Source organism: Shewanella marina JCM 15074 (genome assembly GCF_000614975.1).
Taxonomy (GTDB): Bacteria; Pseudomonadota; Gammaproteobacteria; order Enterobacterales; family Shewanellaceae; genus Shewanella; species Shewanella marina.
The window spans coordinates 13,427-38,948 of the sequence record NZ_BALM01000007.1 but is presented as its reverse complement, the minus strand read 5'-3'; the positions used below and the strand labels follow the sequence as shown (position 1 = coordinate 38,948).

The 25,522-nt window shown below is 41.2% G+C and carries 19 protein-coding genes and 1 pseudogene; 10 read left to right on the top strand and 10 right to left on the bottom strand.

Annotated features, from left to right (window positions below):
• Window positions 1-39: 39 nt before the first annotated feature.
• A complete protein-coding gene (locus JCM15074_RS23525) occupies window positions 40-768 on the bottom strand; it encodes a ComEC/Rec2 family competence protein (protein ID WP_051536854.1) in 729 nt (242 codons plus the stop codon).
• Window positions 765-2,303, bottom strand: coding sequence for a DNA internalization-related competence protein ComEC/Rec2 (locus JCM15074_RS21385; protein WP_051536853.1), 1,539 nt, complete (start codon window positions 2,301-2,303; stop codon window positions 765-767). Before JCM15074_RS21385 ends, JCM15074_RS23525 begins: the two co-directional genes overlap by 4 nt.
• A 44-nt stretch (window positions 2,304-2,347) precedes the next feature.
• On the opposite strand from JCM15074_RS21385, the gene JCM15074_RS07195 reads away from it, so the two are divergent.
• The 3 genes from JCM15074_RS07195 to JCM15074_RS07185 all read left to right on the top strand — a co-directional run bounded on the left by JCM15074_RS07195 (window position 2,348) and on the right by JCM15074_RS07185 (window position 4,378).
• A complete protein-coding gene (locus tag JCM15074_RS07195; protein WP_025820593.1) occupies window positions 2,348-2,854 on the top strand; it encodes a DUF2062 domain-containing protein in 507 nt (168 codons plus the stop codon).
• A 94-nt stretch (window positions 2,855-2,948) separates the two neighbouring features.
• Window positions 2,949-3,455 carry a phosphoribosyltransferase gene (locus JCM15074_RS07190; protein WP_025820592.1) on the top strand — a complete coding sequence of 169 codons (507 nt, stop codon included), beginning with the start codon at window positions 2,949-2,951 and terminating at the stop codon, window positions 3,453-3,455.
• Between the two features lie 53 nt (window positions 3,456-3,508).
• Window positions 3,509-4,378 carry a DMT family transporter gene (locus JCM15074_RS07185; RefSeq protein ID WP_037469305.1) on the top strand — a complete coding sequence of 290 codons (870 nt, stop codon included), beginning with the start codon at window positions 3,509-3,511 and terminating at the stop codon, window positions 4,376-4,378.
• Window positions 4,379-4,485: 107 nt separating this feature from the next.
• On the opposite strand, the gene lolE is transcribed toward JCM15074_RS07185, so the two are convergent.
• Genes lolE through JCM15074_RS07170 form a run of 3 tightly spaced genes read right to left on the bottom strand, consistent with a single transcriptional unit; the run spans window position 4,486 to window position 7,674 of the window.
• Window positions 4,486-5,742, bottom strand: coding sequence for a lipoprotein-releasing ABC transporter permease subunit LolE (gene lolE / locus JCM15074_RS07180; RefSeq protein WP_025820590.1), 1,257 nt, complete (start codon window positions 5,740-5,742; stop codon window positions 4,486-4,488).
• Window positions 5,742-6,431: a lipoprotein-releasing ABC transporter ATP-binding protein LolD gene (gene lolD / locus JCM15074_RS07175; RefSeq protein WP_025820589.1), complete on the bottom strand. Its 690-nt coding sequence runs from the start codon at window positions 6,429-6,431 to the stop codon at window positions 5,742-5,744. Before lolD ends, lolE begins: the two co-directional genes overlap by 1 nt.
• A gap of 13 nt (window positions 6,432-6,444) precedes the next feature.
• The gene (locus JCM15074_RS07170; protein ID WP_025820588.1) at window positions 6,445-7,674 is read right to left on the bottom strand and encodes a lipoprotein-releasing ABC transporter permease subunit; all 1,230 of its coding nucleotides are present in this window, start codon (window positions 7,672-7,674) and stop codon (window positions 6,445-6,447) included.
• Between the two features lie 97 nt (window positions 7,675-7,771).
• On the opposite strand from JCM15074_RS07170, the gene JCM15074_RS07165 reads away from it, so the two are divergent.
• The 3 genes and pseudogenes from JCM15074_RS07165 to JCM15074_RS07155 all read left to right on the top strand — a co-directional run bounded on the left by JCM15074_RS07165 (window position 7,772) and on the right by JCM15074_RS07155 (window position 12,845).
• Complete coding sequence (locus JCM15074_RS07165; protein ID WP_025820587.1) at window positions 7,772-8,350, top strand: hypothetical protein; 579 nt, start codon at window positions 7,772-7,774, stop codon at window positions 8,348-8,350.
• A gap of 81 nt (window positions 8,351-8,431) precedes the next feature.
• Window positions 8,432-11,913, top strand: a pseudogene (mfd, locus tag JCM15074_RS21380) (transcription-repair coupling factor).
• On the top strand, window positions 11,913-12,845 hold the full coding sequence (locus tag JCM15074_RS07155; RefSeq protein ID WP_025820586.1) for a peptidoglycan binding protein CsiV: 933 nt from the start codon (window positions 11,913-11,915) through the stop codon (window positions 12,843-12,845). The pseudogene mfd and the gene JCM15074_RS07155 overlap by 1 nt, the downstream one beginning before the upstream one ends.
• Window positions 12,846-12,864: 19 nt before the next feature.
• Here the strand turns inward: JCM15074_RS07155 and JCM15074_RS07150 are convergent, their stop codons facing one another.
• Window positions 12,865-13,137 (bottom strand): acylphosphatase, encoded by a 273-nt coding sequence (locus tag JCM15074_RS07150; RefSeq protein ID WP_025820585.1) that lies wholly within the window; start codon window positions 13,135-13,137, stop codon window positions 12,865-12,867.
• Between the two features lie 225 nt (window positions 13,138-13,362).
• The gene (nagZ, locus tag JCM15074_RS07145) at window positions 13,363-14,379 is read right to left on the bottom strand and encodes a beta-N-acetylhexosaminidase (protein WP_025820584.1); all 1,017 of its coding nucleotides are present in this window, start codon (window positions 14,377-14,379) and stop codon (window positions 13,363-13,365) included.
• Between the two features lie 371 nt (window positions 14,380-14,750).
• Between nagZ and JCM15074_RS07140 the strand changes: the two genes are divergently transcribed.
• Window positions 14,751-16,127: an L-serine ammonia-lyase gene (locus JCM15074_RS07140; protein ID WP_025820583.1), complete on the top strand. Its 1,377-nt coding sequence runs from the start codon at window positions 14,751-14,753 to the stop codon at window positions 16,125-16,127.
• 89 nt (window positions 16,128-16,216) lie between these two features.
• Here JCM15074_RS07140 and cysB read toward each other — a convergent pair whose 3' ends face one another.
• Complete coding sequence (cysB, locus tag JCM15074_RS07135) at window positions 16,217-17,191, bottom strand: HTH-type transcriptional regulator CysB (RefSeq protein ID WP_025820582.1); 975 nt, start codon at window positions 17,189-17,191, stop codon at window positions 16,217-16,219.
• 197 nt (window positions 17,192-17,388) lie between these two features.
• Between cysB and JCM15074_RS07130 the strand changes: the two genes are divergently transcribed.
• On the top strand, window positions 17,389-18,168 hold the full coding sequence (locus JCM15074_RS07130) for a hypothetical protein (protein ID WP_025820581.1): 780 nt from the start codon (window positions 17,389-17,391) through the stop codon (window positions 18,166-18,168).
• 173 nt (window positions 18,169-18,341) lie between these two features.
• On the opposite strand, the gene JCM15074_RS24545 is transcribed toward JCM15074_RS07130, so the two are convergent.
• Entirely contained in the window at window positions 18,342-18,866 is a 525-nt protein-coding gene (locus JCM15074_RS24545) for a HEPN domain-containing protein (RefSeq protein WP_025820580.1), read from the bottom strand.
• Between the two features lie 690 nt (window positions 18,867-19,556).
• Window positions 19,557-22,205: a type I DNA topoisomerase gene (gene topA / locus JCM15074_RS07120; protein ID WP_025820579.1), complete on the bottom strand. Its 2,649-nt coding sequence runs from the start codon at window positions 22,203-22,205 to the stop codon at window positions 19,557-19,559.
• 411 nt (window positions 22,206-22,616) lie between these two features.
• Between topA and astB the strand changes: the two genes are divergently transcribed.
• Both astB and JCM15074_RS07110 read left to right on the top strand, forming a co-directional pair.
• Window positions 22,617-23,954, top strand: coding sequence for an N-succinylarginine dihydrolase (gene astB, locus JCM15074_RS07115; RefSeq protein WP_025820578.1), 1,338 nt, complete (start codon window positions 22,617-22,619; stop codon window positions 23,952-23,954).
• Between the two features lie 220 nt (window positions 23,955-24,174).
• Entirely contained in the window at window positions 24,175-25,494 is a 1,320-nt protein-coding gene (locus tag JCM15074_RS07110; protein ID WP_025820577.1) for a dicarboxylate/amino acid:cation symporter, read from the top strand.
• Window positions 25,495-25,522 lie beyond the last annotated feature (28 nt).

Here is a 25,522-nt window from a genome sequence, read left to right as displayed (position 1 = left end):
TGAGAATAATAAATAGCTTTTAATAAAAAAAAAGCTATTCTACTCTGGATTAGCAAACACACCAAATCTAAACGTTTGGTTATACCAAAAAGGTGCAATATGTTGCCGATATTGCAGCAACTGCAAACGGTTATTACGTATTTGAACTGTCACTTGCCCAGCTTTTCCTGTCTGAAACAGTTGTTCAGTTATAGTGAGATAGCGAGCAACTACAGGCGCTTTAGGAAACCGCCAACGGTTATTAAAACCAGCAGCAAAGATAACCTGCGTTGGCCTGACTTTGTTTATAAATGCCTGAGTAGATGAGGTATTACTGCCATGATGGGGTGCTATTAGCACATCGGCACTTAACGAGTATGCTTGCCTGATCAAACGTTTTTCAGCTGACTTTTCAATATCGCCGGTTAACAGCACTTGATGCAAACCATCAGAGACTTTAACGACGCATGAACCATTATTTCCAGCACGAGGAACCTTGGGCCCCATAAAGCTCAAAGTCAATCCTTGCCAACGCCGAACATGTGGTCTGCATACACTGCCACGATACTTTTCAATATCAGTTAGCACCACACTTGGATGATATTGATTAAGGATCACTTTAGCTCCACCAGCATGATCATTATCACTGTGACTTAAAATCAACATATCAACTTGACTCAAAGCGCGCGCTTGTAAAAAAGGGATAATCACCCGCTCAGCATAACTAAAATAATGGCCATAACTGGCACCAGTATCATATACAATAGCGCGCTGATTTTTCTCAATCACCACGCAAGTCCCTGCCCTACATCGAGTACATGCACTTGCCACGATGGCTCTTGCCTTGGCTTTAATAATGAAAGTGCTACTGGCAGCAACAATAATAACGCCAACACTTTAAAGCGTTTAGCCGCCCCCAAGAGCACTAATATTGCGAGCAAAGTCCATAACAGATTTGGTAGTAGCTGCTGAGATACTGCAATCCATGCGTAGGGTAATTGAGAAGTGAGCTTAATTAACTCAACAAATGGCCACAATAAAGCATTGGCAAGTTCAAATATGCCATCGACATTAAACCCGTTAGCAACCACTAACCAAATGACAAATGAAACTAAACAAATTGGAATCACCACCAGTGAAAACCAAGGTACCATTAATAGATTAATCCACAGCGCATGTGGCGCAACACCGGCGAACAAGCTCATCTGTAATAAACTAAGACCCAGCGTTAAGCTTATTTGTACCACAATTAACGCGACTATTTTTTGTGGCCAAGTCGTCACGGGTACTTGACGATTAAACAACGCAAAAATAATCACCAATGCCCCAAATGAAAGCCATAAACCTGCACTCAAAATTGCAACAGGATCCATCACTAATACCACAAATAAAGCGATGAGTAAGCGTTCCCATGTTGATGAATGTCCCTGACTAAAACTCAGAAGCACGACCAAAAATAACATCACAAATGCACGGATAGTGGGTAGTTGCCAACCTGCAAGAGCAGCGTAACCACAAACACAGATTAAACAAAATAAGCTAACTAAACGCAGATTAACGCTACTTTGCACTGGGTGAATACGCGCCAGTAACCACAAACTAAAAGCCGCGCAGTACAACGCAACAACAGAAAGATGAAGACCCGATATCGCAATTAAATGCCCCGTGCCACTGCTGCGTAACTGTTGCCAGCGGGATGAGCTGATTAAACTTTTATCACCACTAATAATCGCCAATAACAAATCCCCTTGCGGGAATCCCGCAAGCACATCAGTTAACCGCCTAATTACGCGCTCGCGCCAAGGAATGTCAGCCTTAACTAAGGTCGCATCAAGTACCCATCCTTTACCAATAATATGTTGAGAGATAAAATATTTTTGTTGATTAAAGCCACCTTGATTCAATACTTGGGTAATTGATTTAGGCTTAATGACAAACTGCCATTGCTGACCCACCTGTGGCACTAATTGGGTTTTCCAAGTCAAACGTAAGCGCTTTTGAATAGGTAATATTGCATCAACATTTATTAATGCAATATCCACGCGTATTTGGTCGCGATTGAGCGCAACTAGTGATATGATTTCGCCCCTCACAGTAACACTTTGTTGCATTTGTTCAGTTTTATTGGCGCTAAACGCTGGTCCAACCTGAAAAAGTAAACTGCAATAAATTGAAATCCATGCGCAAGCTAACAGCGAACCCGCTACCATTGGTGCTATTCTAATAAGAATAAATGCAACAAAGGTAACAATTATCGCTTGCTGATTACTGAGTAAATCTGGCCATAAAAGCGCTGAGATAATGGTCGCGCAAAAACCAAACATAAACCGATTCATACTGAATAAGTTTAAAACAGTAGTTTATATTCATGCTAAAAAAGTTAATCACGAAATACATGCCTAGCCCTGAAAGTTTGCAAAATCATAAGCATTTACGCATGTTCAGGCGCTTTCTTCACCGTCCAAATTTATGGCAACTCAATCGCCACACCGCACCGGGTGCATTTGCTATCGGTCTGCTTGTAGCTTGGATCCCAATGCCATTTCAAATGGTATTATCAGCAGCATTAGCTATCTTTTTTAACGTTAATTTACCCGTTGCAGTCGCATTAGTATGGATCACTAACCCATTTACAATGCCTGTCATGTTTTATGGTGCATATCTGTTAGGTGCATGGGTATTAGGCTTACCTGAACAACACTTTCAATTTGAAGCAAGTTGGCAATGGATAGAATCCTCATTCACCACTATTGCACCACCGTTCTTATTGGGTTGTCTTATTTTAGGGATAATTTTTTCAGCAGTGGGCTATTTCATCATTCGAAGCTTGTGGCGTTACAGTATTTTAGTGCAGTGGAAAAAAAGAAAAAAATAAGTGCGCTTCATCTCAAAAATAGCAGGAATAATTGCGATTATTCCTGCTTCGCTATATGCTGCAGCGCACCTCTTGTACCCCATATTAGAATACCGTGAATAAATATTTCTTTACCTATAATGATGTGCACAATACTCTACGTGACGCAGCTAATACGATTAAATCTGAAAACTACCAGCCAGACTATTTGCTTGCTATTGGCGGTGGTGGATTTATCCCAGCAAGAATGCTGAGAAGTTTTATTAATCGCCCAATCTTATCTGTTGCCTTAACGCGTTATATCGACGAAACAGGTAGCGCCCCATCAGACCAACCAGTGCGTCTGCAATGGCTTGATAATTTAACCGATATTAAAGGTAAAAAAGTACTTGTTATTGACGAAGTTGATGACGAACGTACCACATTAGAATACACCTTAAACGCATTAATCGAAGATTACCCAGAAACTGAGTTCTCTGCATTAGTCGTGCATAATAAGCGTAAACCTAAAAAAGGTCAGTTACCTGCTCAACTTGCTCATTTCTTTGTGGGCAAAGAGATTGAAGACTACTGGATTAATTATGCTTGGGATGCCGACGATATCGACAGTTTCGGTGTATAATCATAAAATATTAGCCCGCTTTAGCGGGCTTTTGTTTTTTAAAGGCTTTATGTATGACTCACAAACAAAATCCTATTGCAGCAGCACTCTGGATGCTTAGCGCAGGTACCGCTTTTGCACTAGTAAATAGTTTAACCCAATATGTCAGCTTTAAATTGGGGTTACCCTCGACAATGGTGGCATTTATTCAATACGCTATTGCATTGATCTTTATCTTTCCTTGGTTGCTCCATATGGGGTTAAGCCAGTCCCTGAAAACCAAACAAATTGGTTGGCATATTCTGCGCGTATCACTGGCAGTAGTTGGTATCCAACTATGGTTATGGGCGCTCGCTTATCCAGTCCCAATTTGGCAAGGCATTGCCCTGTTGATGATTTCACCATTATTCGCCACTATTGGCTCAGGCTTATTGTTGAAAGAAAATGTCGGAATGGCGAGATGGGCTGCAACCTTAACCGGCTTTATTGGTGCTATGATTATTCTGGCACCATGGAATGAGCAGTTTAAGTTAGCAACCTTACTACCTGTAGGCGCAGCTTTCTTCTGGGCGGGTTACTCGCTGATGGTAAAGAAGCAATCAAGTACAGAAAGCCCCGCAACAATTGTGGTGTACTTATTGCTGTTGATTGCCCCTTATAATTTAATGTTGGCACTACCTGATTGGCAATTACCTGCCACGGCAACAAGTTGGTTATTGCTTGCCTTCGCAGGAATACTAACCGCATTTGGTCAATGGGGAATTGCCAAGGCTTATGCTGCGGCAGATGCATCATTCGTACAACCCTTTGATCATGCGAAGCTGCCGCTCAATGTATTATTTGGCTTTTTAGTATTTGGTTGGGTACCTCCAGGGCAGCTCTGGCTAGGCGCAGCTTTGATTATTGGTGCAGTTATCTTTATTACTCATAGAGAACGCCATTAACTAGACCGAGCAGATCTCATCTCGCTCAACATAAAAAAACCGCGCGGCTTTATTGTTAAGCCGCGCGGTTTTTTATGTCTATAACTGCGATTAAAACTTCATTAAGATTAACCCGCCAATGCCCTTGCTGGCAGTGTTTTACTTGCTTTAAATGCTGGGTAAATAGTCGCAATCAAACTCATGATAAATGCCATAGTCACCACAATAACCACATCTTCAATATGCAGTTGTGACGGTAAGAAATCAATAAAGTAAATGTCACCAGACAATAAGGTCACCCCAAACAGGCGCTCTATTCCGTCAGCAATGGCGGTTAAATTCAATGCAACGGCAACACCGACTGCCCCACCTATGGTACAGCCAAGTAAACCGTTTAACGCACCCTGCACAATAAAAATCAACATGATGGCCAATCGCTGTAAACCCATTGTCATTAAAATCGCTATTTCACTGACCTTGTCACGTACTGCCATCACCAAGGTAGACACGATATTAAAACAAGCCACTGCGATAACCAGCGCCAGCACAATATACATCACCATCCTCACTAACTGGATATCTTGATATAAATGGCCTTGAGTACGGGTCCAATCATTCATGTAAAGGTATTGCTTTTGGGTATATCCTAAATCTCGAATAATACGCGGAGCATCAAATACATCGTCAACTTTGATCCGTACACCTGTGGCAGCCCCATTTAAGTGCAAAATTTTACTGGCATATGCCATCGGAATATAAGCGGTAGTCAGCTCAATATCGCCGCCTAACTTATAGCTGCCAGAGATAACAAAACGATGACTTCGCGCCGCCCCTAACCGGCTTACCTTAGTATCATTGGTTGCCATATTCGGCATATAAAGTGCAACTGAATCACCCACCTTTAAACCCAGTTTAGTCAGTAAGCTCTGCCCCATTACAATATGGTTGCTATCAGCAGTTTCGAGACTTTGCCAACTTTTAGCTGACATAAAATGGCTTATTTCGCTGACTTTCTGTTCATATTGAGGGTTAATTCCAACCACTTTTAAGCCTTGAAAGCCACCCGGTTTTTGTACTAAACCTTGCATCTCAATAAATGGCGCAGCGGCAACCACACCAGGAAATTGATCAGCATCAGAGACCATTTGTTGCCAATCATGAAGCGCCCCATCAACAGCGGTTAATTGTGCTTGTGGTACTACCCCTAAGAAACGTTGCTCAAGCTCATGTTCAAAGCCATTCATTGCTGATAACACAATAATTAATACGGCAACCCCCAGCGCAATACCCGCAGTCGATGCAAAAGAGATAAAGCCGATAAAACCATTTGCTTGCCGCGCCTTATAGAAGCGCCAGCCTATCCAGAATCCTAAACCTGACTTCATTAAGCAATACCTTGCTGACGCAATTGACCATCATGCATATATACTTGGCGATCCATCTTTGCCGCTAATTCCGCATCATGGGTCACCACCACAAACGCGGTACCGAGTTGCTGCGCCAGCTCTCTAATTAATTGATAAACCGCTTCGCCGCCCTTCGCGTCCAAATTACCTGTTGGTTCATCCGCTAACACCAATTTAGGTTGATTCACCAATGCACGTGCAATAGCAACTCGTTGACGTTCGCCACCTGATAATTCTGACGGTGTGTGCTGTAATCTATGCCCAAGCCCGACTCGATTTAATAATTCAGTAGCACGCTGGTAAGCAGTCGCTTTCGCTACACCTTGAATTAATGCAGGCATTGCCGCATTTTCAAGCGCATTAAATTCAGGTAATAAATGATGGAACTGATAAATAAAACCTAAATCTTGATTACGAATATGTGCTTGGCGATGAGCAGAGAGTTTATATAAGTCCTCACCTTCAAGAATCACGTTGCCAGAAGTCGGTTGATCTAAAGTGCCCATAATATGTAACAAGGTACTTTTACCTGATCCGGATGTGCCAACAATCGCTAATTGCTCGCCTTTAAATACGGTTAAATCAACGTCACGCAATACTTCAGCTTGAGTTGCTCCCTCTAAATACGTTTTACTCACACCATTAACTTGAAGTAATACTTGCTGCATTTTTTGATTCTCATTATTCATATCTTAACACCACGGCAGGCTGAACTTTTGCGGCCGCTAACGCTGGATAAATTGTGGCTAATAGGGTCATTAACAGCGTACCGCCAATAATCCATAACAGTTGATTGATTGACACACTAACAGGCAAGTTTTGACCAACACCTAATATACTGACGCCAAGCGTAGATAAAATACCGTTTAAATTAAACGCAGTTAACACACCCGCACCAATGCCCAAAATCAAACCGATAATGGCATTAAAAGAACCTTGGATAATAAAAATCAACATCACAGCTGGTGTCGTTACGCCTTGCGTTTTTAATACAGCGATATCGGATGTTTTATCAACCACCATCATCACTAATGCCGATACAATATTAAAAGCAGCCACCGCCACAATTAAACTCAGCATGAGCGACATCATATTCTTTTCCATTTTAACCGCAGCAAATAGATGACCATAACTTTCACGCCAATCATCTGTTGTCACTTTAACGCCTTGCTCGGCAAAAAAAGCTTTCACTTGTGGTGCCAATGTTGATGCCATAAATGGATCATCTAGATATAAGCGCAGTTCATGCACTTCACCGACTTTTTGACGCATCAAGCGCTGCGCATCTTGATAGTTGATATAGGCAAGTCCAGCATCAACTTGTGAACCCATCTCAAAAATACCAGAAACAGTGAACTTACGTTGGCTAGGGACAGGACCAATTGGTGAATACACCACGCCATCGCCACTGAGTAATCGAATTCGGTCACCCACTTTAACTTCTAACCGGCGCGCTAACTCACTGCCGATAAGTACGTTATATTTGCCGCTTGTCAATGTATCAAACGCGCCGGGATAGCTATGCTTAGCCACCATAGAAAACATATCTGATTGTTCTGGCATCACCCCATATACTTGCACTGCGGCAATATTTGCAGGTGATTGCACCATGGCTTGGGTACCCACTGTAGGCACTGCACCTTTAATGCCTTGTATATGACTCAATGACTGGCTATCTTTGGCCCAATTATTTAAATTTTGTTGGCTATGTACCACCAGCTGTGGCACCGCCCCTAATATTCGCTGTTTTAATTGGCCTTCAAGACCATTCATCACTGAACTCACCACAATTAATGCAGCGACCCCTAAAAAAATCCCCATTACCGAGAAAATAGTAATAAATGAGGCAAAACCGTTAGTTTTTCTGGCACGCCAATAGCGATATCCAATAAAAAAAGAAAACCCTAACATCTTCAAAATAGATGTATCCTTTGCTCTATACTTGCTAAATCATAAAGATGGACACGATAATAGGGGCAATGGACTATAAAAAACAAGGGGAACTCCATTGGATAGGGACAACAATGCGTACTTTAGTGTTTCACATCACTTTAAATGTTATCTAGAGGCATGGCCGCAGCAACAAGAGTTACCGAGCGAAGAACAATTAAAACAGATGCAATCCATGCCGATGAACCTCATCAGCGAAACCAAAACCCAAGAAGCAAGATGTCTATTGCAATTACGTAATCTTGGCGATGAAGGTCAGGCTATTATTGAATTCTTGAAACTACAAAGTCGTAAAGTGGATCTGGTGTTGCACCATGTAATGGAACAAGAACAGCAAGATAATGACTGTTACCTCGGCATTAAATTTGGTGGCAGTGGCGTTATTATTGAATCAGAACAGCCGCTTGAAATTGATCAATGCTTTAAAACAAGCTTGTATATACGCGACCAACTGGTCGCCATTATGGCAATGGCTATGGTGACTGATTGCCGCCAAAAACCAGATTCCCCACTTTTTATCGTCGAACTCAGTTTTTGTGTCATTTTAGATGCGGATATTGAACAGTTAGTCAAAGCCAGTTTAGGGGTACAACAGAAACAATTGCGTTTACGTCAACAAAATAGACAGTCAAGTTAAACAACGCTTTTAACTGGCTCATTTAAGTTTGAGGCTTTACAATACTGATAACACTTAAAGCAATTATAGTTAGCGTTTTTAATGACAGTTTATTCAGTATTTACGCCGCCAAAGGCTCCTAAAAACCATCAGGTTCAGATACTTAATACCAATGGCGGTATTGCAAAAGCCATTACCCTAGCCAACATTGTTCGCGAGTACCAAGGTGTAACCTTAGTGGTTACGCCTGATACACCGACAGCAATGACATTAGAATCAGAGCTTAGCTACCTGCTGAGTGAGCAACACATTGATGTTTGTCTGTTTCCAGACAGGGAAACATTGCCTTACGACAGTTTCTCGCCTCATCAAGATCTGATTGCCGCCCGCTTAGAAACCTTAGCCAAACTAACTCAATTGCCGCACGGTGTCGTCATTGTGCCAGTGGCAACACTGATGGTTAAATTGCCACCAGTATCTTTTTTAAGTGCAAATGTACTGCTACTCAAAAAAGGCAATTTACTTAAGTTATCGCAACTGCGTCAACATCTGACGGATACGGGTTACTATCTGGTTGATCAGGTTTATGAGCACGGTGAATTTGCTATTAGAGGCGCTATTCTTGATATCTTCCCGACAGGCAGCAAAGAACCGATTCGAATTGAGCTGTTTGATGATGAAATAGAATCTATTCGCTATTTTGATGCTGAAACTCAACGTTCGCATCAGCAAGTTGACAGTATCAGAATGCTGCCAGCTAAAGAATTTCCAACCGATAGTAATGCGATAGAAGGCTTTAGGCAAAGATACCGTCGCCGTTTTGAAACGATTGTCAAAGCACCAGAGTCCATTTATCAAATGGTCAGCCGTAATATGATGCCCGCAGGCATTGAAAATTACCTACCACTATTTTTTGATAATACTGCGACGCTATTTGATTATTTACCGAAAGAAAACACCCAGTTGGTCAATATCGATGATATTGAAACCGCCGCTAACGGTCATTTAGTTGAAATTCAACAGCGTTATCAAGAGCGTTCAATCGATAACCATAGACCATTATTAAAGCCACAAGAACTATACCTATTAACTGAAGAACTGTTTGCTCAATTTAAACCACTACCACGTTACCAATTATGGCGTCAAAGTGATGATAAAAGAGCCAAACAAGTTGATGCAGCGCCGCTACCGGTATTAACGGCCAATCATAAACTTAAGCAGCCATTAATCGCATTATCAGACTTTTATCAACAACAAAGTCACCGCACCTTATTTAGTACCGAGTCAGAAGGCCGACGCGAAGCACTATTAGAGCTATTAAGTAAAATTGATATTAAACCGGTATTGTTTAGTCATATTGATGAGTTCTTTGCCAGTAAGCAGCCGCTTGGTCTGTTAGTTTCGCCATTATCTCAAGGCTGTATTCTCGCACCAGAATCCAAAAAAACCATCAATATAATCTGTGAAACTGAGCTCTTTGGTGAACGAATTTCGCAGCAGCGTCGCCGTGATAAACAAAAACAGATCAGTGCCGACGCGTTAATAAAAAACCTTGCTGAACTTAAAGTTGGCCAACCGATTGTCCATATTGAACATGGTGTTGCCCGTTATCAAGGTTTAGAAACCTTAGACACAGGTGGCCTAGTTGCAGAATATCTGATCCTAGAATATGCCGGCGGTGACAAACTCTATGTACCAGTTTCAGCACTACATATGATCAGTCGCTACAGTGTAGGCCCAGATGAATCAGCCACACTCAATAAACTGGGAAATGAAAGCTGGAGCAAGGCCAAGAAAAAAGCGATTGAAAAAATTCGCGATGTTGCTGCTGAACTATTAGATGTCTACGCTCGTCGCCAAGCTAGACCTGGCGATATTTGCCGTATTGACGAAGAAGAATATGCCCTCTTCGCCCAAGGTTTCCCTTATGAAGAAACCGTTGATCAAGAAACGGCAATTGAAGCGGTTATCACCGATATGCGCTCACCGATCGCAATGGATCGCTTAGTCTGTGGTGATGTTGGCTTTGGTAAAACTGAAGTTGCCATGCGCGCAGCATTTATTGCGGCCAATGATGGTAAACAAGTCGCCATTCTTGTGCCAACGACGCTATTAGCACAACAACATTATCAGAACTTTAATGACCGTTTTGCCGATTGGCCAATTAGCATTGAAGTTATATCACGTTTTCGTACCGCAAAAGAGCAAAATCAAGTCATGCAAGATTTAGCCGATGGCAAGGTTGATATTGTAATTGGTACTCATAAACTACTGCAATCAGATGCGAAATTTGAAAACCTAGGCTTATTGATCATCGATGAAGAACATCGCTTTGGTGTACGTCAAAAAGAAAAAATTAAAGCATTGCGTGCCAATGTAGATATTTTGACCTTAACGGCAACGCCTATTCCACGCACCCTGAATATGGCGATGTCTGGTATGCGCGATCTGTCCATTATCGCCACGCCACCAGCCAAACGTTTAGCGGTAAAAACCTTTGTCCGTGAATATGACCAAGCAACGGTACGTGAGGCCATATTACGTGAAATCTTACGTGGTGGTCAGGTCTACTATCTACATAACAGCGTAGAAACCATTGAAAGTACCGCTGAAAACATTAGAACATTGTTGCCAGAGGCGCGCGTAACCACAGCCCATGGTCAAATGCGTGAACGTGAGCTAGAACATGTGATGTCTGATTTTTATCATCAGAAATTTAACGTGCTGGTTTGTACCACCATTATTGAAACAGGTATTGATATTCCCACGGCCAATACCATCATTATTGATCGCGCTGACCATTTTGGTTTAGCCCAGTTACATCAATTACGTGGACGTGTTGGCCGTTCACATCACCAAGCCTACGCTTATTTAATGACGCCACACCCTAAACGTATGACGCAGATGCCAGAAAACGTCTAGAAGCCATTGATGCCCTAGAAGATTTAGGCGCAGGTTTTATGCTTGCGACTCAAGATTTAGAGATCCGCGGTGCAGGTGAATTGCTCGGTGATGAACAAAGTGGTCATATTGCTAAGATTGGTTTTACGCTATATATGGATATGCTGGAATCCGCAGTAAAAGCCTTAAAAGAGGGTAAAGAGCCTTCTTTAGCACAAATGTTAGGTCAACAATGTTTAATCGACTTACGCATCCCTGCATTACTGCCAGAAGATTATGTAGGTGACGTTAACATTCGACTATCTTTATATAAACGCATTGCCAGTTGCCGCAACAATAAAGAATTGGATGAGCTCAAAGTTGAGTTAATTGATCGCTTTGGTTTACTGCCAGAGGCAACTAAAAACCTGATGGATATCACCCTATTCCAGCAGCAAGCAACCAATATTGGTGCCAGCAAAATTGAGATGCATGCTAAAGGTGGAAGTATCGAGTTTAGCGATCATCATAGTATTGATCCCATGTTTATCATTGGATTATTGCAACAACAGCCACAAATCTATCGTATGGATGGCCCAAATAAGTTAAAGTTCAACCTTGTATCAGAAACAAGTAAAGAACGTCTTTCGTTGTTAAAACTGTTGCTAGAGCAGCTTATGCAACATCGTCTTGGAGATAAATAGTGTTTCGTCAAATATTGGCTATTATTGCCATCAGTCTTATGCTACCAACCAGCGTTTTTGCTAAAAACGGGCCTTGGTACGAAGTGGAAGTTTATCTGTTTGAACATCAAACACAGACTAATGAGCAATGGCCGCAAACTGTTACCCCAATTAACACCAGCAAGGCGGTTGATCTGATCACACCAATGATCAGTACTGATATTACTGGTATTAGTCATAATTTAACGGGCTGTAGTGCCAATGAATGGGCAACAGATGCAGATCGCTGCAATGCCATGTTGCATGAATCACAAAGCACTCACCCAAGCCAAGTGCCGACGACTATTGCCGCTGAACATACTGCACACGCCCAATTGAATGGCAAAGCGGTGTTATTGGCCAATAGTCAAAGTGAGTTTAATGACATTATTGCAAAAATTTCACGTCAACCCGGTGTTCACAGTCTACTGCATATGACATGGCAGCAACCTATGCTACCAAGTCGTAGCGCCAAGCCAATGCGAATTTATGCGGGTGATGATTTTTCTAAGCAATATGATCAACATGGTTATTTATTAACTGATGATCAGCAGGCACAAGATACTACAGGCATGAGTTTGGAGATCCCAAGTTTTTCAAGCCTAAGCCAGTTTGCAGCAGACACGAATAACCAACCAATCTGGCAACTTGACGGTACCATCAAAATTTATTTAGCCCATTACTTATATGTGGAAACAAATTTAGATTTACGCTTACCAGGCGAAAAAACGGTATTGGTTAGCGATGATGCACACAATATGGATGCAGCAACGCAACAGGTTAAGCAAACGCCATTCCTATATTCAATTCCATTTAAGCAAAACCGTCGCTTACGTAGCGGTGAAATCCACTACTTTGATCACCCAGAAATGGGCATGATTTTACAGATAAGAAAAATGGATCAGCCTCAATAAAGTACATTGACATTAGCCCTTAGGGGCTAATGTCAAAATCGAGATAGATATCATTATCAAGATCTTCCTCAATCACAACATCTTTAACAACCGCAGATGGCGCACCGTGATAACACCATGCAATTAATTGATTAACTGCCACGTCAGCCCCTTGCGCAAGCACTTCGACACTCATATCATCGCGGTTACGTACATAGCCCATAATGCCTAATTCACGGGCTTTCTGCTGGGTAAACTTTCGAAAATAGACACCTTGAACTTCACCAATAATATTAATTAGTACTCGTTTCATTTACCTACTCCATCGCACTCACTGATTAAAAAATAGGCTAAACAATAAATTTTCGCAAAAAAAAGCAGCCACTAAGTAGCTGCAAAAACTTCAAGAATCTAGATTAAAACTGTGTCAAATATTACCCGGTCACTTTACCTGATTAAGTGAACAAAGCGAATCAAATGTAACATAGCATTAACTTATTATTAGTCAGTTTGCGATCAATATCACATTCATCACCAACTAAGTTGAGACATGGATCAACTCAGCTATTTTAACGCCAGCCTGCCAGCGTTCTATTTGCTCTAACGCATGTAAAACAACGCCCATATCAGGCTTGAGTAATGAAGCTGGATGTAACGGCTCTGCTGCAGGCCATTGGCAATGTTGAAGTACCTGTTGTAAGCCTTCATTATCATTACATAATAGAATCATGTCACAACCAGCAGCCAAAGCCGCTTGTACACGCTGGCAATAATCACCTGCATGTGCAGCCCCTTTCATACCCAAATCGTCAGAAAAAATCACGCCGTTAAATTGCAATGACTGACGTAAAACATCTTGTAACCAAAAATGAGAAAAGCCTGCGGGATTAGGGTCTACAGCATCATAAATCACATGTGCAGGCATCACGCCTTGTAATTTATTTTGCGCCATTAACTGTTTAAATGGCTGCATATCTAACTGTTCAATTTCAGCAAAACTGCGATGATCAATTGGCTGCGCAATATGTGAATCAGCTTGTACACTGCCATGACCCGGAAAATGTTTACCGACAGCAGCCATGCCCGCTTGATTCATCCCCTCAATAAATGCATTAGCAAGCTCAGTCACTTGTTGTGGCTCAGCACTAAAACTGCGGCGTCCAATAACTTCACTGACTCCATTTAGGTCAAGTACAGGCGCAAAACTTAAATCAATATCACAAGCTAATAACTCAGTTGCCATCACAAAGCCAAGTTCACGAGCATAATTAGCCGCAACTGCCATATCCCCATTTACTGCAGGCAAAATATCGCCCATGGCAGGTATATGGGTAAAACCCTCTTTAAAGCGTTGCACACGGCCGCCTTCGTGATCCACTGCAATCAACAAGTCACTGCGTACCGCTCTAACGTCAGCAATCAACTCAATCAACTGCTGCTTAGTTTCAAAATTACGGCTAAATAAAATAATACCGCCCACTTTAGGGTGACATAGCATTGGCTTTTCAGTTTCATCTAATGTGGTAGACATTAGATCCATCATCAAATAGCTCATAAAATCCTCTGAAAACGCTATCAACATCAATTATGTAAAGCACCTTAACTTAATTCACCTAATCAGCATACAAAAACTCATGAAATTAGCCATTTGCGTTAAAAAAACTCATGTGTACTTTGGCTATAAATGTGTGATAGTAATGTGCTTAAATACTTTATAAACAACGAAATAGATAAATTTATAACAGTATAATCTGATACACAATACGGAGTTAAGATCGCGCCAAATGTTCATTGAACAACTAAGTCGCAATTAACGCTGTTTATAGCGTAGCAGGTTAAATAATCACATCCATTAGGTGGTGTGATAGATGATTATTAATGAGTCCTCTATAATTAACTTTTGTCATCTGACAAGGAATAAGTGTAATGATTAGTGTTTTTGATATATTCAAAGTCGGTATCGGCCCATCAAGTTCCCACACCGTTGGGCCAATGAAAGCAGGTAATCAGTTTATTGAAGATATTAAATCTCGAGATGATTTTAATGATATTGATGAGTTACGTGCTGAACTCTTTGGCTCGTTAGGGCAAACGGGTAAAGGCCACGGGACGGGTAAAGCAGTCATTTTAGGATTGATGAGTGAAGCCCCTGAAACTGTTGATACAGATACCATTGACGACATATTAAAACAGGTTGAACAGACACAAACGCTAACACTTGCTAATGGTAAAAGCGTAAAATTCAGCCGAGCAGATGGCATCACTTACCACCGTCGTAAAAGCCTCCCCCAACATGCAAACGCAATGACGTTATATGCTTACCACAATAATAAGCTAGTTTACCAACGCACCTACTTTTCTGTCGGTGGCGGTTTTATCTTAGATGAAGATGAAATAAGCCAAAAAGATGCATCGCCTGCGCCAGTGATTGAAGCCGCACCCAATGAATTTAACTCCGCCAACGAATTACTGCAGCTTTGTCGTGATAATGGGTTAAGTATCTCTTCATTGATGATGCAAAATGAGCTTAGCCTTGCCAATCGAGAGCAGATCACAGAGCAGCTTTGGCATATCTGGCAAACAATGAAAAATTGTGTTGAAAAAGGCTATAGCAAAGAAGGTATTCTACCCGGCGGTCTAAAATTAAGACGCAGGGCACCCGCTCTGTATCACCGTCTTCAAGCCGATGGACGTAATAACGTTGATCCACTCAATGCAATGGACTGGATTGATCTATTTGCATTATCAGTCAATGAGCAAAATGCAGCAGGCGATCGAGTCGTTACGGCACCAACGAATGGCGCAGCTGGTATTATTCCTGCGGTACTTTGTTATTACGATATGTTCGTCCAACCTGTCGATAGAAATATTTGTAGCCGCTATCTATTAACGGCTGCGGCTATCGGTATCCTCTATAAAAAGAACGCTTCAATTTCAGGGGCAGAAGTCGGATGCCAAGGCGAAGTTGGCGTGGCTTGCTCGATGGCGGCAGGCGCGTTAACCGAAATTATGGGCGGTACCATTGGTCATGTAGAAAACGCAGCAGAAATTGGTATGGAGCATAATCTAGGCCTCACTTGTGACCCTGTGGGAGGCTTAGTACAAGTACCTTGTATTGAACGTAATGCTATGGGCGCAGTAAAAGCAATTAACGCCTCCAGAATGGCATTAAGAGGCGATGGCTGCCATAAAGTGTCGCTCGACAAAGTCATTAAAACGATGATGGACACGGGTAAAGATATGCGCAGTAAATATAAAGAAACCGCTAAAGGCGGATTAGCGGTAAATATCGTCGAATGTTAATGAGCACTTAACAATAAAAATGCCCCAAGGTTATAAAGCCTTGGGGCATTTTTTATGATCAAATTCAACTTGGAAATGTCATCACGCCATTAACGGATCGGTAACTTTGTCGTGGCAAACATTTTTTCAATTAACGTATTATCGCGCAGCGCCATCGCTTGCTCCACCACTGGACGAGTCAAGTGTGGGGCAAAGAATTCAATAAAATCATACATATAACCACGTAAAAAACTGCCCTTTCTAAAACCAATTTTCGTGGTGCTATAAGCAAATAAATGACTTGCATCAATGGCAACTAAATCATCATCGATTTTAGGATCAATAGACATAGATGCTATCACCCCCACCCCCAGCCCTAAACGTACATAAGTTTTAAGTACATCAGCACTGGTTGCACTAAATACCACTCTAGGCTCTAAACCCGCTTGATTAAAACCACGTTCAATTTCTGAAGCTCTATCGAAACCAAACACATAAGTCACAATAGGATATTGTGCTAAGGTTTCAATTGAAACATTACTTAATTGCGCTAATGGGTGGTCTTTTTTAACCACAATTGAGCGATTCCAATGATAACAAGGCAACATAATTAAATCGTGGTAAAGGTGCATAGCTTCAGTTGCAATCGCAAAATCCGCATCACCACGAGCAGCCAACTCACTAATTTGTGATGGAGTGCCCTGATGCATATGTAAATTCACTTTAGGATATCGATTAATAAAAGTACCAATGACATTAGGCAAAGCATAACGCGCTTGGGTATCAGTTGTGGCAATGTTCAGATCACCGCGATCAGGCTGAGTATGCTCTTCAGCAACCCGCTTAATACTGTCCACTTTACCCAAAATGTCATTGGCAATATTAATCACTTGTTCGCCAGCAGGAGTCACATGAGTTAAATGCTTGCCGCTTCGGCCAAAGATTTGAATACCGAGCTCATCTTCAAGCATACGAACTTGTTTGCTGATCCCCGGTTGAGATGTATATAAGTTTTCGGCAGTCGCTGATACGTTTAAGTGATTATTAACCACTTCAGAGATATACCTTAATTGCTGAAGCTTCATCACGACTCCCCCGCCTAGTTGTTTCGTACAATAGTTTTATATAATTAATAGTTATAAGCGAAAGCAATAATTTAATCAATTAGAAATATACGAAACAACCTAACAAAAAGATATTAGTTATTACAAATTGACTATTTTTACTTTGCTTACTGTTACATACATAAGATACGATTAGACAAATTGTAAAAGGATTTACTATGGATTACAGCGTTATCTTAATATTTGTTGGCTGTTTGATTACTATCGCTATTGTCATTAATCATATCCAACAACAACAACTAAAAATTGATCGCCAGCGCCGTCAAGCATTGGCGCAGCAACGCGCTATTATTGATGAAACCCAAACGATACTGGCTTATTCAACAGAGCTACTTTTAAGCGATGCCGTCATCAATATACTTTACACTCGTCTACAAACAGCCTATTTACACGCAATACCACTGAGTAAGCAACCACAAAAGAATAATTACAAACAAGCATTAGATGATATTAACACTCGTATCACGTCACTTGCGAGTCGACATCATCACAGCCCATCATTATCGCAATTTAAACAACCTAATAATGAAAAACAATTCCGCCAGTTAATCCAAGCTCTATCCTGTTTAAATATTATCGTTAGAGATGAATACACCAAAGGCAAAATAGAGCCTGCAACTTTTAATAGAGAAAACAATCGTTTTGAACAACTGATAATTCATATCAAAATTGAGTCATTACTTTTTCAAGCTCAAGAAGCCTATCAATCTTTGCGCTATGACTCAGCGATTCAATTACTCACCAAAGCAAAAGCCAATATTGCACGTCTAACTAAAATAAATGCGCGAGACATCGCCCTACAACGTAAAGCAAGCCAAATTAAACAAATGCTATTAGAAATTAAGGCAGAAGCTCAATTACATATTGAAGCCCAGCAAAATGCCAAACAAATAAATCCGGAAATAGAACGCTTATTTGAGCCGAAACAGAAGTGGTAGCAGTCAGATCTAGTCGGGACTGTAGTGGTACATTTAAGTTTCAAATTTTCTCCGTTCTATACTTGTGCCGCTAACGCCGCGCTCAGCCGCTGACAAAAATGGAGTTTTTTGAGGCTTTTGCAACACAAATGACAGTTTTGGCCGTCGGTTGCAGCGCCTTGTTATGCCATTGCTTATGGTACAAGTTCATCTTCATTCGGTAATGATTTATTGATTGCACATTGCTTAATTAAATTGCGTAGTATCTCAGCAGACTCTTCAACTGCCACATTTAGATCGCCTTTAATTTTTGCGCCATGAACTGCTTTTGACCGAGAGTTATATAGCTTTTTAACAGAATCAAATAGTTCTTTTCTTGCACCCGAGTCAGATGCATGAAGAAACCTTGCAATATAAAGGCTTATTCTGAAACGGATCTCAGAACTTGCACCAAACATCCCCTCTATACCAGCCCACAAAACCGCTAATTTAACTCTTGGCATTGAATGCCACCTGTAAGAAGCCAAACAATGTACTGCTGTTTGGAAGCGATCTTCTTCAAGAAGTTGTCTAGCATCATTAAAGTGAGCTGTAATCCATTCAATATCATTGATTGTTAGAGCATATGCTGAATTTTCAGTTAAACCATGCATATGTAAATTAGTCGCTCTTAGCTTGCTCTCCTCTGATATTTCATTGGCGGAAGTATCAGACTGCAAATTGAATCCAACTTCAGTTTGAAATATTGAACTAAGTAAAAGTGAATCCCATGAGCTATTCCAAGCTGTGACAGTTAACTCTTTTTTCGTGGTTGCAGTAATCTTTAGCTGAGCTGTAATTCGAGGAATAAAAGCAGCTACGACTGCAATATCATCTGGAGATGTACACGTTTTTATTGCGGTAGAGAAATCTAAATGAGATGTGTCTGCTGGCTGTAATTCAACATTATCTGTTAGTAAAAGACTCTCTTTTAGAGAAATACCATTAATCAGAATGTAAGTTTTGTCATTACTCCCTATAATTCTCCTTTGGCATAACAGTATATTAGGCTGAATTCCGAATAAGAACAGACAGCCAAGTTTATTTTATACGAGTAAAGTATCTTAAAATGCCTGTTTGCTCAATGCCTTATGAAATGTTTTCCAGCAATTTCACTGACTCTGCTGATAGTGATAGTCGGAATTTGCATATTTGTGATGTAGTGCAATTTAACTACTAAATATAGATGCTTTTAAACAACCACTTAGTCGTTATTAACGCTAAATAACTTCCCTTATTACACCCAAACAATGCTGAACAGTCACAATGATGATTATAACTATTTAATGTACAATGCTTGTGAAGACAACGTGGTGATTAAAACAAAAAAGCCAGTCATCAATGACTGGCTTTCATAATACGCTTAGGCGTTAATCTTCTTTTTTAGCTTTACGCTTTTTGGTTTCTTCAGCAACCCACTTGCCGCCAATATGTTTAGCGACCCAACCGGTGGCTTTACCGTCAACTTCACTCGCAACATATTGCTCTTTCGTTTTACGGCTAAACTTCACTACAGTCTTGTTGCCTTCACTATCAACCACTGGCGCATCGGCTAAAAACGCATACTTAGGCCATAATAGCTCACGGTACTTCACTAACTCTTCAATTAACGGTGCACGCGTTTCACGAGACTTAGGGAAAGTACTTGCGGCTAAGAAGATACCCGCTGCGCCATCACGCAATACGAAATGTGCATCAGACTTGGTACACTTAAGATCTGGTAGATAAATAGGATCCTCTTTTGGAGGCGCTACTTCACCATTTTTAAGCAACTTACGGGTATTTTTACACTCACTATTAGTACAACCAAAGTACTTGCCAAAACGACCGTTCTTAAGCTCCATATCGTTGCCACAACGATCACACTCAATTAATGGACCTTCATAGCCTTTAATTTTGAATGCACCTAATTCGACTTGATAACCCTCACATGTTGGGTTATTACCACAAACATGCAATTTACGCGTTTCATCGATGAGGTAGCTATCCATCGCTGTACCACAAATGTTACAACGATTCATCGCACGTAGTGCTTGAGTTTCAGCATCTTCGTCCGAATCGCTAATCGCCTCTTCACCCGGCGTTAGGTTCATCGTTGTTTTGCAGCGCTCTTTTGGCGGCAGAGCATAACCCGAACAACCAAGGAATACCCCGGTTGTACCGGTACGGATACCCATTTGACGACCACAGGTTGGGCATGGGATATCGGTTAGCACCATCTCATTAGGACGCATACCACCTTCTTCAGGTGCTAAGTCTGCAGTCGCTAACTGCTGAGTTAAATCGCCATAGAAGCCATCTAACACTTTTTTCCAGCTTAACTCACCGTGAGCAACATCATCTAATGTCTGTTCCATGCCCGCAGTAAAGTCATAGCTCATTAACTCTTTAAAGCTTTCAACTAAGCGTTCACTGACGATTTCACCCATTTTTTCGGCATAGAATCGACGGTTTTCAACTCTCACATAACCACGATCTTGAATGGTTGAAATAATAGTCGCATAAGTTGAAGGACGACCAATACCACGCTTTTCTAACTCTTTAACTAATGACGCTTCGCTAAAACGAGCTGGCGGCTTAGTAAAGTGTTGTTTCGGCAAGATTTCATCCAAGTTCAGCACTTGACCCTGCTCTACATGAGGTAGTGTCGCTTGCTCATCATTTTTCTTTTGCATTTGCGGCTGTACACGTGTCCAACCATCAAAACGCAAAGTACGGCCTGTTGCGCGTAATTCGTAGCCCGCAGCAGCAACCGTTAATTTAGTTGCATCATATTTTGCAGGTGTCATCTGACACGACACAAATTGACGCCAGATTAATTCATATAAACGCTGCGCATCACGTTCCATATCTGAAAGTGAAGCAGAAGTCACAGCAACATTTGATGGACGAATCGCTTCGTGCGCCTCTTGCGCGCCCTCTTTACTACCGTAACGGATTGGATCCTTAGGTAAATACTTCTCACCAAACTCACTACCAATCATCTCACGTACACTATCAAGTGCCTCTTGGCTCAAGTTAGTTGAGTCGGTACGCATATAGGTAATATGACCCGCTTCATATAAACGCTGCGCCATCATCATGGTTTTCTTAACACCAAAACCTAGACGGGTACTCGCAGCCTGTTGCAAGGTTGAGGTAATATAAGGGGCTGATGGCTTACTTGATGTCGCACGGTCTTCACGTGCTAGAACACTGTAACTTGCCGATGTCAACGCTTGCACAGCCACTTGAGCTTGTTGCTCATTTAGCGGCTTAAACGACTCACCTTTGAACTTAACCACTTCCATGATCAAGGCTTCATTAGCATCGGTATGAAGTTTAGCGTTAACGTCCCAGAACTCTTCTGGTACAAACGCCTTAATTTCACCTTCACGCTCAACGACTAACCGAGTCGCTACAGACTGAACACGACCAGCAGACAACCCTCGCGCCACTTTTTTCCACAATAATGGTGACACCATAAAGCCCACCACACGATCTAAAAATCGACGAGCTTGCTGTGCATTCACCATATTGGTGTTCAGTGTTGACGGTTGACTAAATGCGTCTTGAATTGCCGTTTTGGTAATTTCGTTAAATACAACACGCTGATAGCGACTATCGTCACCACCAATCACTTGTTGTAAATGCCATGCAATGGCTTCCCCTTCGCGGTCCAAATCGGTTGCGAGATAGATAGTGTCAGCATTTTCAGCTAATGCTTGCAATTCTTTCACAACCTTCTCTTTACCAGGAAGGATTTGATAGTTTGCTTTCCAGTCGTGTTCAGGGTCAACGCCCATACGATTCACTAAAGCCTGCTTATCTTTCACCTTTTTGTAAGCGGCTTTATCTTCAGGAGACATTTTTCTGACTTCTGCTGCTGTTTTAGTAACAGTCTTACCATCAGAAGCTGAAGAAGTTGGAAGATCACGAATATGACCCACACTCGATTTAACAATAAACTCTTTGCCAAGATATTTATTAATAGTCTTAGCTTTGGCCGGCGATTCGACAATAACTAGTGATTTACCCATAGTTTGATTTGCGCCACAAGATCCGAAAAAGGTGAAAATTGGCTCCATATATAGATGGTTGTCTCGACACTTTCAAGTTAATCCCTATTTTATGTGTGCTAGAGAGCCATTTTTTAACCAATTCTTAAAATAAAAGTCATTTGATAGGGATACTTTCTTTATTTAGTAATATTCCAAACTGAGCGTTCTCGCAAGTGTAAAATCAAATTATTGAGAGATAAAAATTTATTAACCAGTCATTTTTAGCTAAAAAACAGCTGCATTTACCTCTACTTGGCACAGCTTATGCTGATGTTAAAATAACTTTATAAAATCATTTTAGCAACATAACAATACCATCTTGATAACCTGACTAGCATCCGTATACTGACTAGGTTACGCAAATCAAAGCCAAAAGAAAAAGGAATAATAATGAAGCACTTTGAAGCTAATTTCGATGGACTTGTTGGGCCGACGCACAATTACGCAGGGCTCTCTTATGGTAATGTAGCATCAGCCAATAGTGCAGCGTTAACATCAAATCCCAAAGCTGCGGCTAAACAAGGATTACTCAAAGCGAAAACCCTCGCTGATTTAGGGCTTGCACAGGGCATTTTAGCACCGCAATCAAGGCCCGATATCAATACCCTCAGAATGCTTGGTTTTGGTGGTACGAATGCTGAAGTATTAAAACAAGCCGCAGCGCAAGCCCCTCAATTATTACAAGCATGCTGCAGTGCCTCCAGTATGTGGACAGCTAACGCCGCAACCGTTTCACCAAGTGCCGATACTCACGACGGTAAAGTTCATTTTACGGCAGCCAATTTAATTGAAAAATTTCACCGCAGTATTGAGCATCCAACAACCAGCGCAATATTACGCGCAACCTTTAATGATAAACGCTATTTTTGCCATCATGATGCCCTGCCCGCTCATCCTACATTTGGTGATGAAGGAGCTGCTAACCATACCCGTTTATGTCAAGAATATGGTCATGCCGGCTTAGAGTTATTTGTCTACGGCAGAGAAGCTAAACCGTCTGATAGACCACAACCTAAAAAATTTCCAGCAAGGCAAACCCTCGAAGCATCAAAAGCGGTGGCACGATTGCATCAATTGGATGATGACAACACGTTATTTATCCAGCAAAACCCAGACCTTATAGACCAAGGTGTATTTCATAATGATGTGATTGCAGTGGGCAATAAAAATGTCTTGTTTTATCACCAACAAGCATTTATTGATAACGCTGAGGTTATTGCCAAAATACAGCAAAAGTTTGATGGTGATTTTTATCCAATCGAAGTGCCAACAGCAAACGTAAGTGTTCAAGATGCCATTAATAGTTATCTATTTAATACCCAATTAGTCAATTTACCTTCTGGTGAGATGATCATTATTGCACCAACAAATTGTCAAGAGAACCAAGCGGTTTCACAGTATCTTGATCAGTTAGTGCAACTGAATAATCCAATTAGCAAGGTTCATTTTGTTGATGTTAAACAAAGCATGCAAAATGGTGGTGGCCCAGCTTGTTTACGACTACGAGTCGCATTAAATGATACCGAATTGGCTGCGGTTAATCAGGCAACTATTCTTAACGACACTTTATTCGCACACCTCAATAATTGGATTGATAAACACTACCGTGATCGACTTGATATTGATGATTTAGTTGATGAATCATTATTAATCGAATCACAAACAGCACTTGATGAGCTAACTCAACTACTAAAATTAGGCAGTGTATATTCATTCCAGCGTAACTAAGCCATAGTCAGTTACACCACTTAATCCGCCTCACAATTCAAGTGTTATGAAAGACACAAATTGGAGGCGGATCATTAGGCCCACACGCCAACATACATTTAATTAACCCTTCCAAATCATAACGCTCACTTATTTTATCATTTTCACAACGGATGTTTCTTGCTAATCTGTTCGGTGAAAAACTTATAAAAGTATAAAAATCAGACAGGAAGTATAATCAATGACCCCTAATTTAAAGATGGGCTTAACCAGTAAGATACTGCTTGGTATGTTGCTCGGTGTAATTTTCGGACTCTTACTGCGCAACATTTTTCCAGACAGCTTATTTATTAAAGACTACATTACAGAGGGATTTTTACACGTTGTTGGTACAATATTTATCAACAGTTTGAAAATGTTAGTTGTACCACTGGTATTTGTTTCATTAGTTTGTGGTACTTGTTCTTTGAGTGAGCCTTCTAAGCTTGGTCGACTCGGTGGTAAAACACTCGCTTTTTACTTATTTACAACTGCAATAGCATTAATTGTTGCTATCACAATGGCTATATTAGTCCATCCCGGCAATGCATCTCTTGCAGCTGAAAACTTAACCTTTAATGCCACTGCTGCACCAAGTTTATCGAGTATATTAATCAATATTGTGCCGACTAACCCTCTGCATGCGATGAGTGAAGGCAATATGCTGCAAATCATTATTTTTGCAGTTATTTTTGGTTTTGCTATTGCTCATATCGGAGAACGAGGTAAGCGCATTGCGGCACTATTTAATGACTTGAATGAAGTCATTATGCGTGTAGTCACCTTAATTATGCAGTTGGCACCATATGGTGTATTTGCATTAATGGCGAAATTGGCACTGACCTTAGGCTTAGAAACATTTGGCAGTGTGGTTAAATACTTCTTCTTAGTCTTCTTTGTATTATTAATCCACGGGTTTGTGGTCTATCCAGTCCTACTTAAGCTATTTACAGGCTTAAGTCCTTTCACCTTTATCCGTAAGATGCGTGACGTACAGCTGTTCGCCTTTAGTACCGCAAGCTCTAACGCTACCTTACCGGTTACTATTGAAACCGCTGAGCACCGTTTAGGCGCAGATAATAAGATTGCTTCATTTACCTTGCCTTTAGGTGCAACCATCAATATGGATGGCACCGCGATTATGCAGGGCGTCGCGACGGTCTTTATTGCGCAAGTGTTTGGTATTGAATTAACGATTACTGACTATGCCATGGTCGTTGTTACCGCGACATTAGCGTCAATTGGCACCGCGGGTGTACCGGGTGTTGGTCTGATTATGCTAGCAATGGTATTGAACCAAGTAGGCTTACCAGTAGAAGGTATTGCACTTATTATTGGCGTAGATAGATTACTCGATATGGTGCGTACTGCGGTAAACGTTACAGGAGATTCTGTTGCAACCGTTATTATTGCTAAATCAGAAAATGAGTTTAATGAAGAAATCTTTAATAATACTCAAGCGGGCAAAACGACTGGCAGCTTTAAAAAACAGGTCCATGCGGGTGAGTCTGAACAAAGTTAATCACTCACTCTAGCTAATTAAAAGCAAA

What these genes read in the sequence shown, in the direction of transcription:
- JCM15074_RS21385 (WP_051536853.1), bottom strand. Translation starts at nt 2,303, where the DNA reads ATGTTTGGTTTTTGCGCGACCATTATCTCAGCGCTTTTATGGCCAGAT.
- JCM15074_RS07195 (WP_025820593.1), top strand. Translation starts at nt 2,348, where the DNA reads ATGCTAAAAAAGTTAATCACGAAATACATGCCTAGCCCTGAAAGTTTG.
- JCM15074_RS07185 (WP_037469305.1), top strand. Translation starts at nt 3,509, where the DNA reads ATGACTCACAAACAAAATCCTATTGCAGCAGCACTCTGGATGCTTAGC.
- lolE (WP_025820590.1), bottom strand. Translation starts at nt 5,742, where the DNA reads ATGAAGTCAGGTTTAGGATTCTGGATAGGCTGGCGCTTCTATAAGGCG.
- lolD (WP_025820589.1), bottom strand. Translation starts at nt 6,431, where the DNA reads ATGCAGCAAGTATTACTTCAAGTTAATGGTGTGAGTAAAACGTATTTA.
- JCM15074_RS07170 (WP_025820588.1), bottom strand. Translation starts at nt 7,674, where the DNA reads ATGTTAGGGTTTTCTTTTTTTATTGGATATCGCTATTGGCGTGCCAGA.
- JCM15074_RS07150 (WP_025820585.1), bottom strand. Translation starts at nt 13,137, where the DNA reads ATGAAACGAGTACTAATTAATATTATTGGTGAAGTTCAAGGTGTCTAT.
- nagZ (WP_025820584.1), bottom strand. Translation starts at nt 14,379, where the DNA reads ATGAGCTATTTGATGATGGATCTAATGTCTACCACATTAGATGAAACT.
- JCM15074_RS07140 (WP_025820583.1), top strand. Translation starts at nt 14,751, where the DNA reads ATGATTAGTGTTTTTGATATATTCAAAGTCGGTATCGGCCCATCAAGT.
- cysB (WP_025820582.1), bottom strand. Translation starts at nt 17,191, where the DNA reads ATGAAGCTTCAGCAATTAAGGTATATCTCTGAAGTGGTTAATAATCAC.
- JCM15074_RS07130 (WP_025820581.1), top strand. Translation starts at nt 17,389, where the DNA reads ATGGATTACAGCGTTATCTTAATATTTGTTGGCTGTTTGATTACTATC.
- topA (WP_025820579.1), bottom strand. Translation starts at nt 22,205, where the DNA reads ATGGGTAAATCACTAGTTATTGTCGAATCGCCGGCCAAAGCTAAGACT.
- astB (WP_025820578.1), top strand. Translation starts at nt 22,617, where the DNA reads ATGAAGCACTTTGAAGCTAATTTCGATGGACTTGTTGGGCCGACGCAC.
- JCM15074_RS07110 (WP_025820577.1), top strand. Translation starts at nt 24,175, where the DNA reads ATGACCCCTAATTTAAAGATGGGCTTAACCAGTAAGATACTGCTTGGT.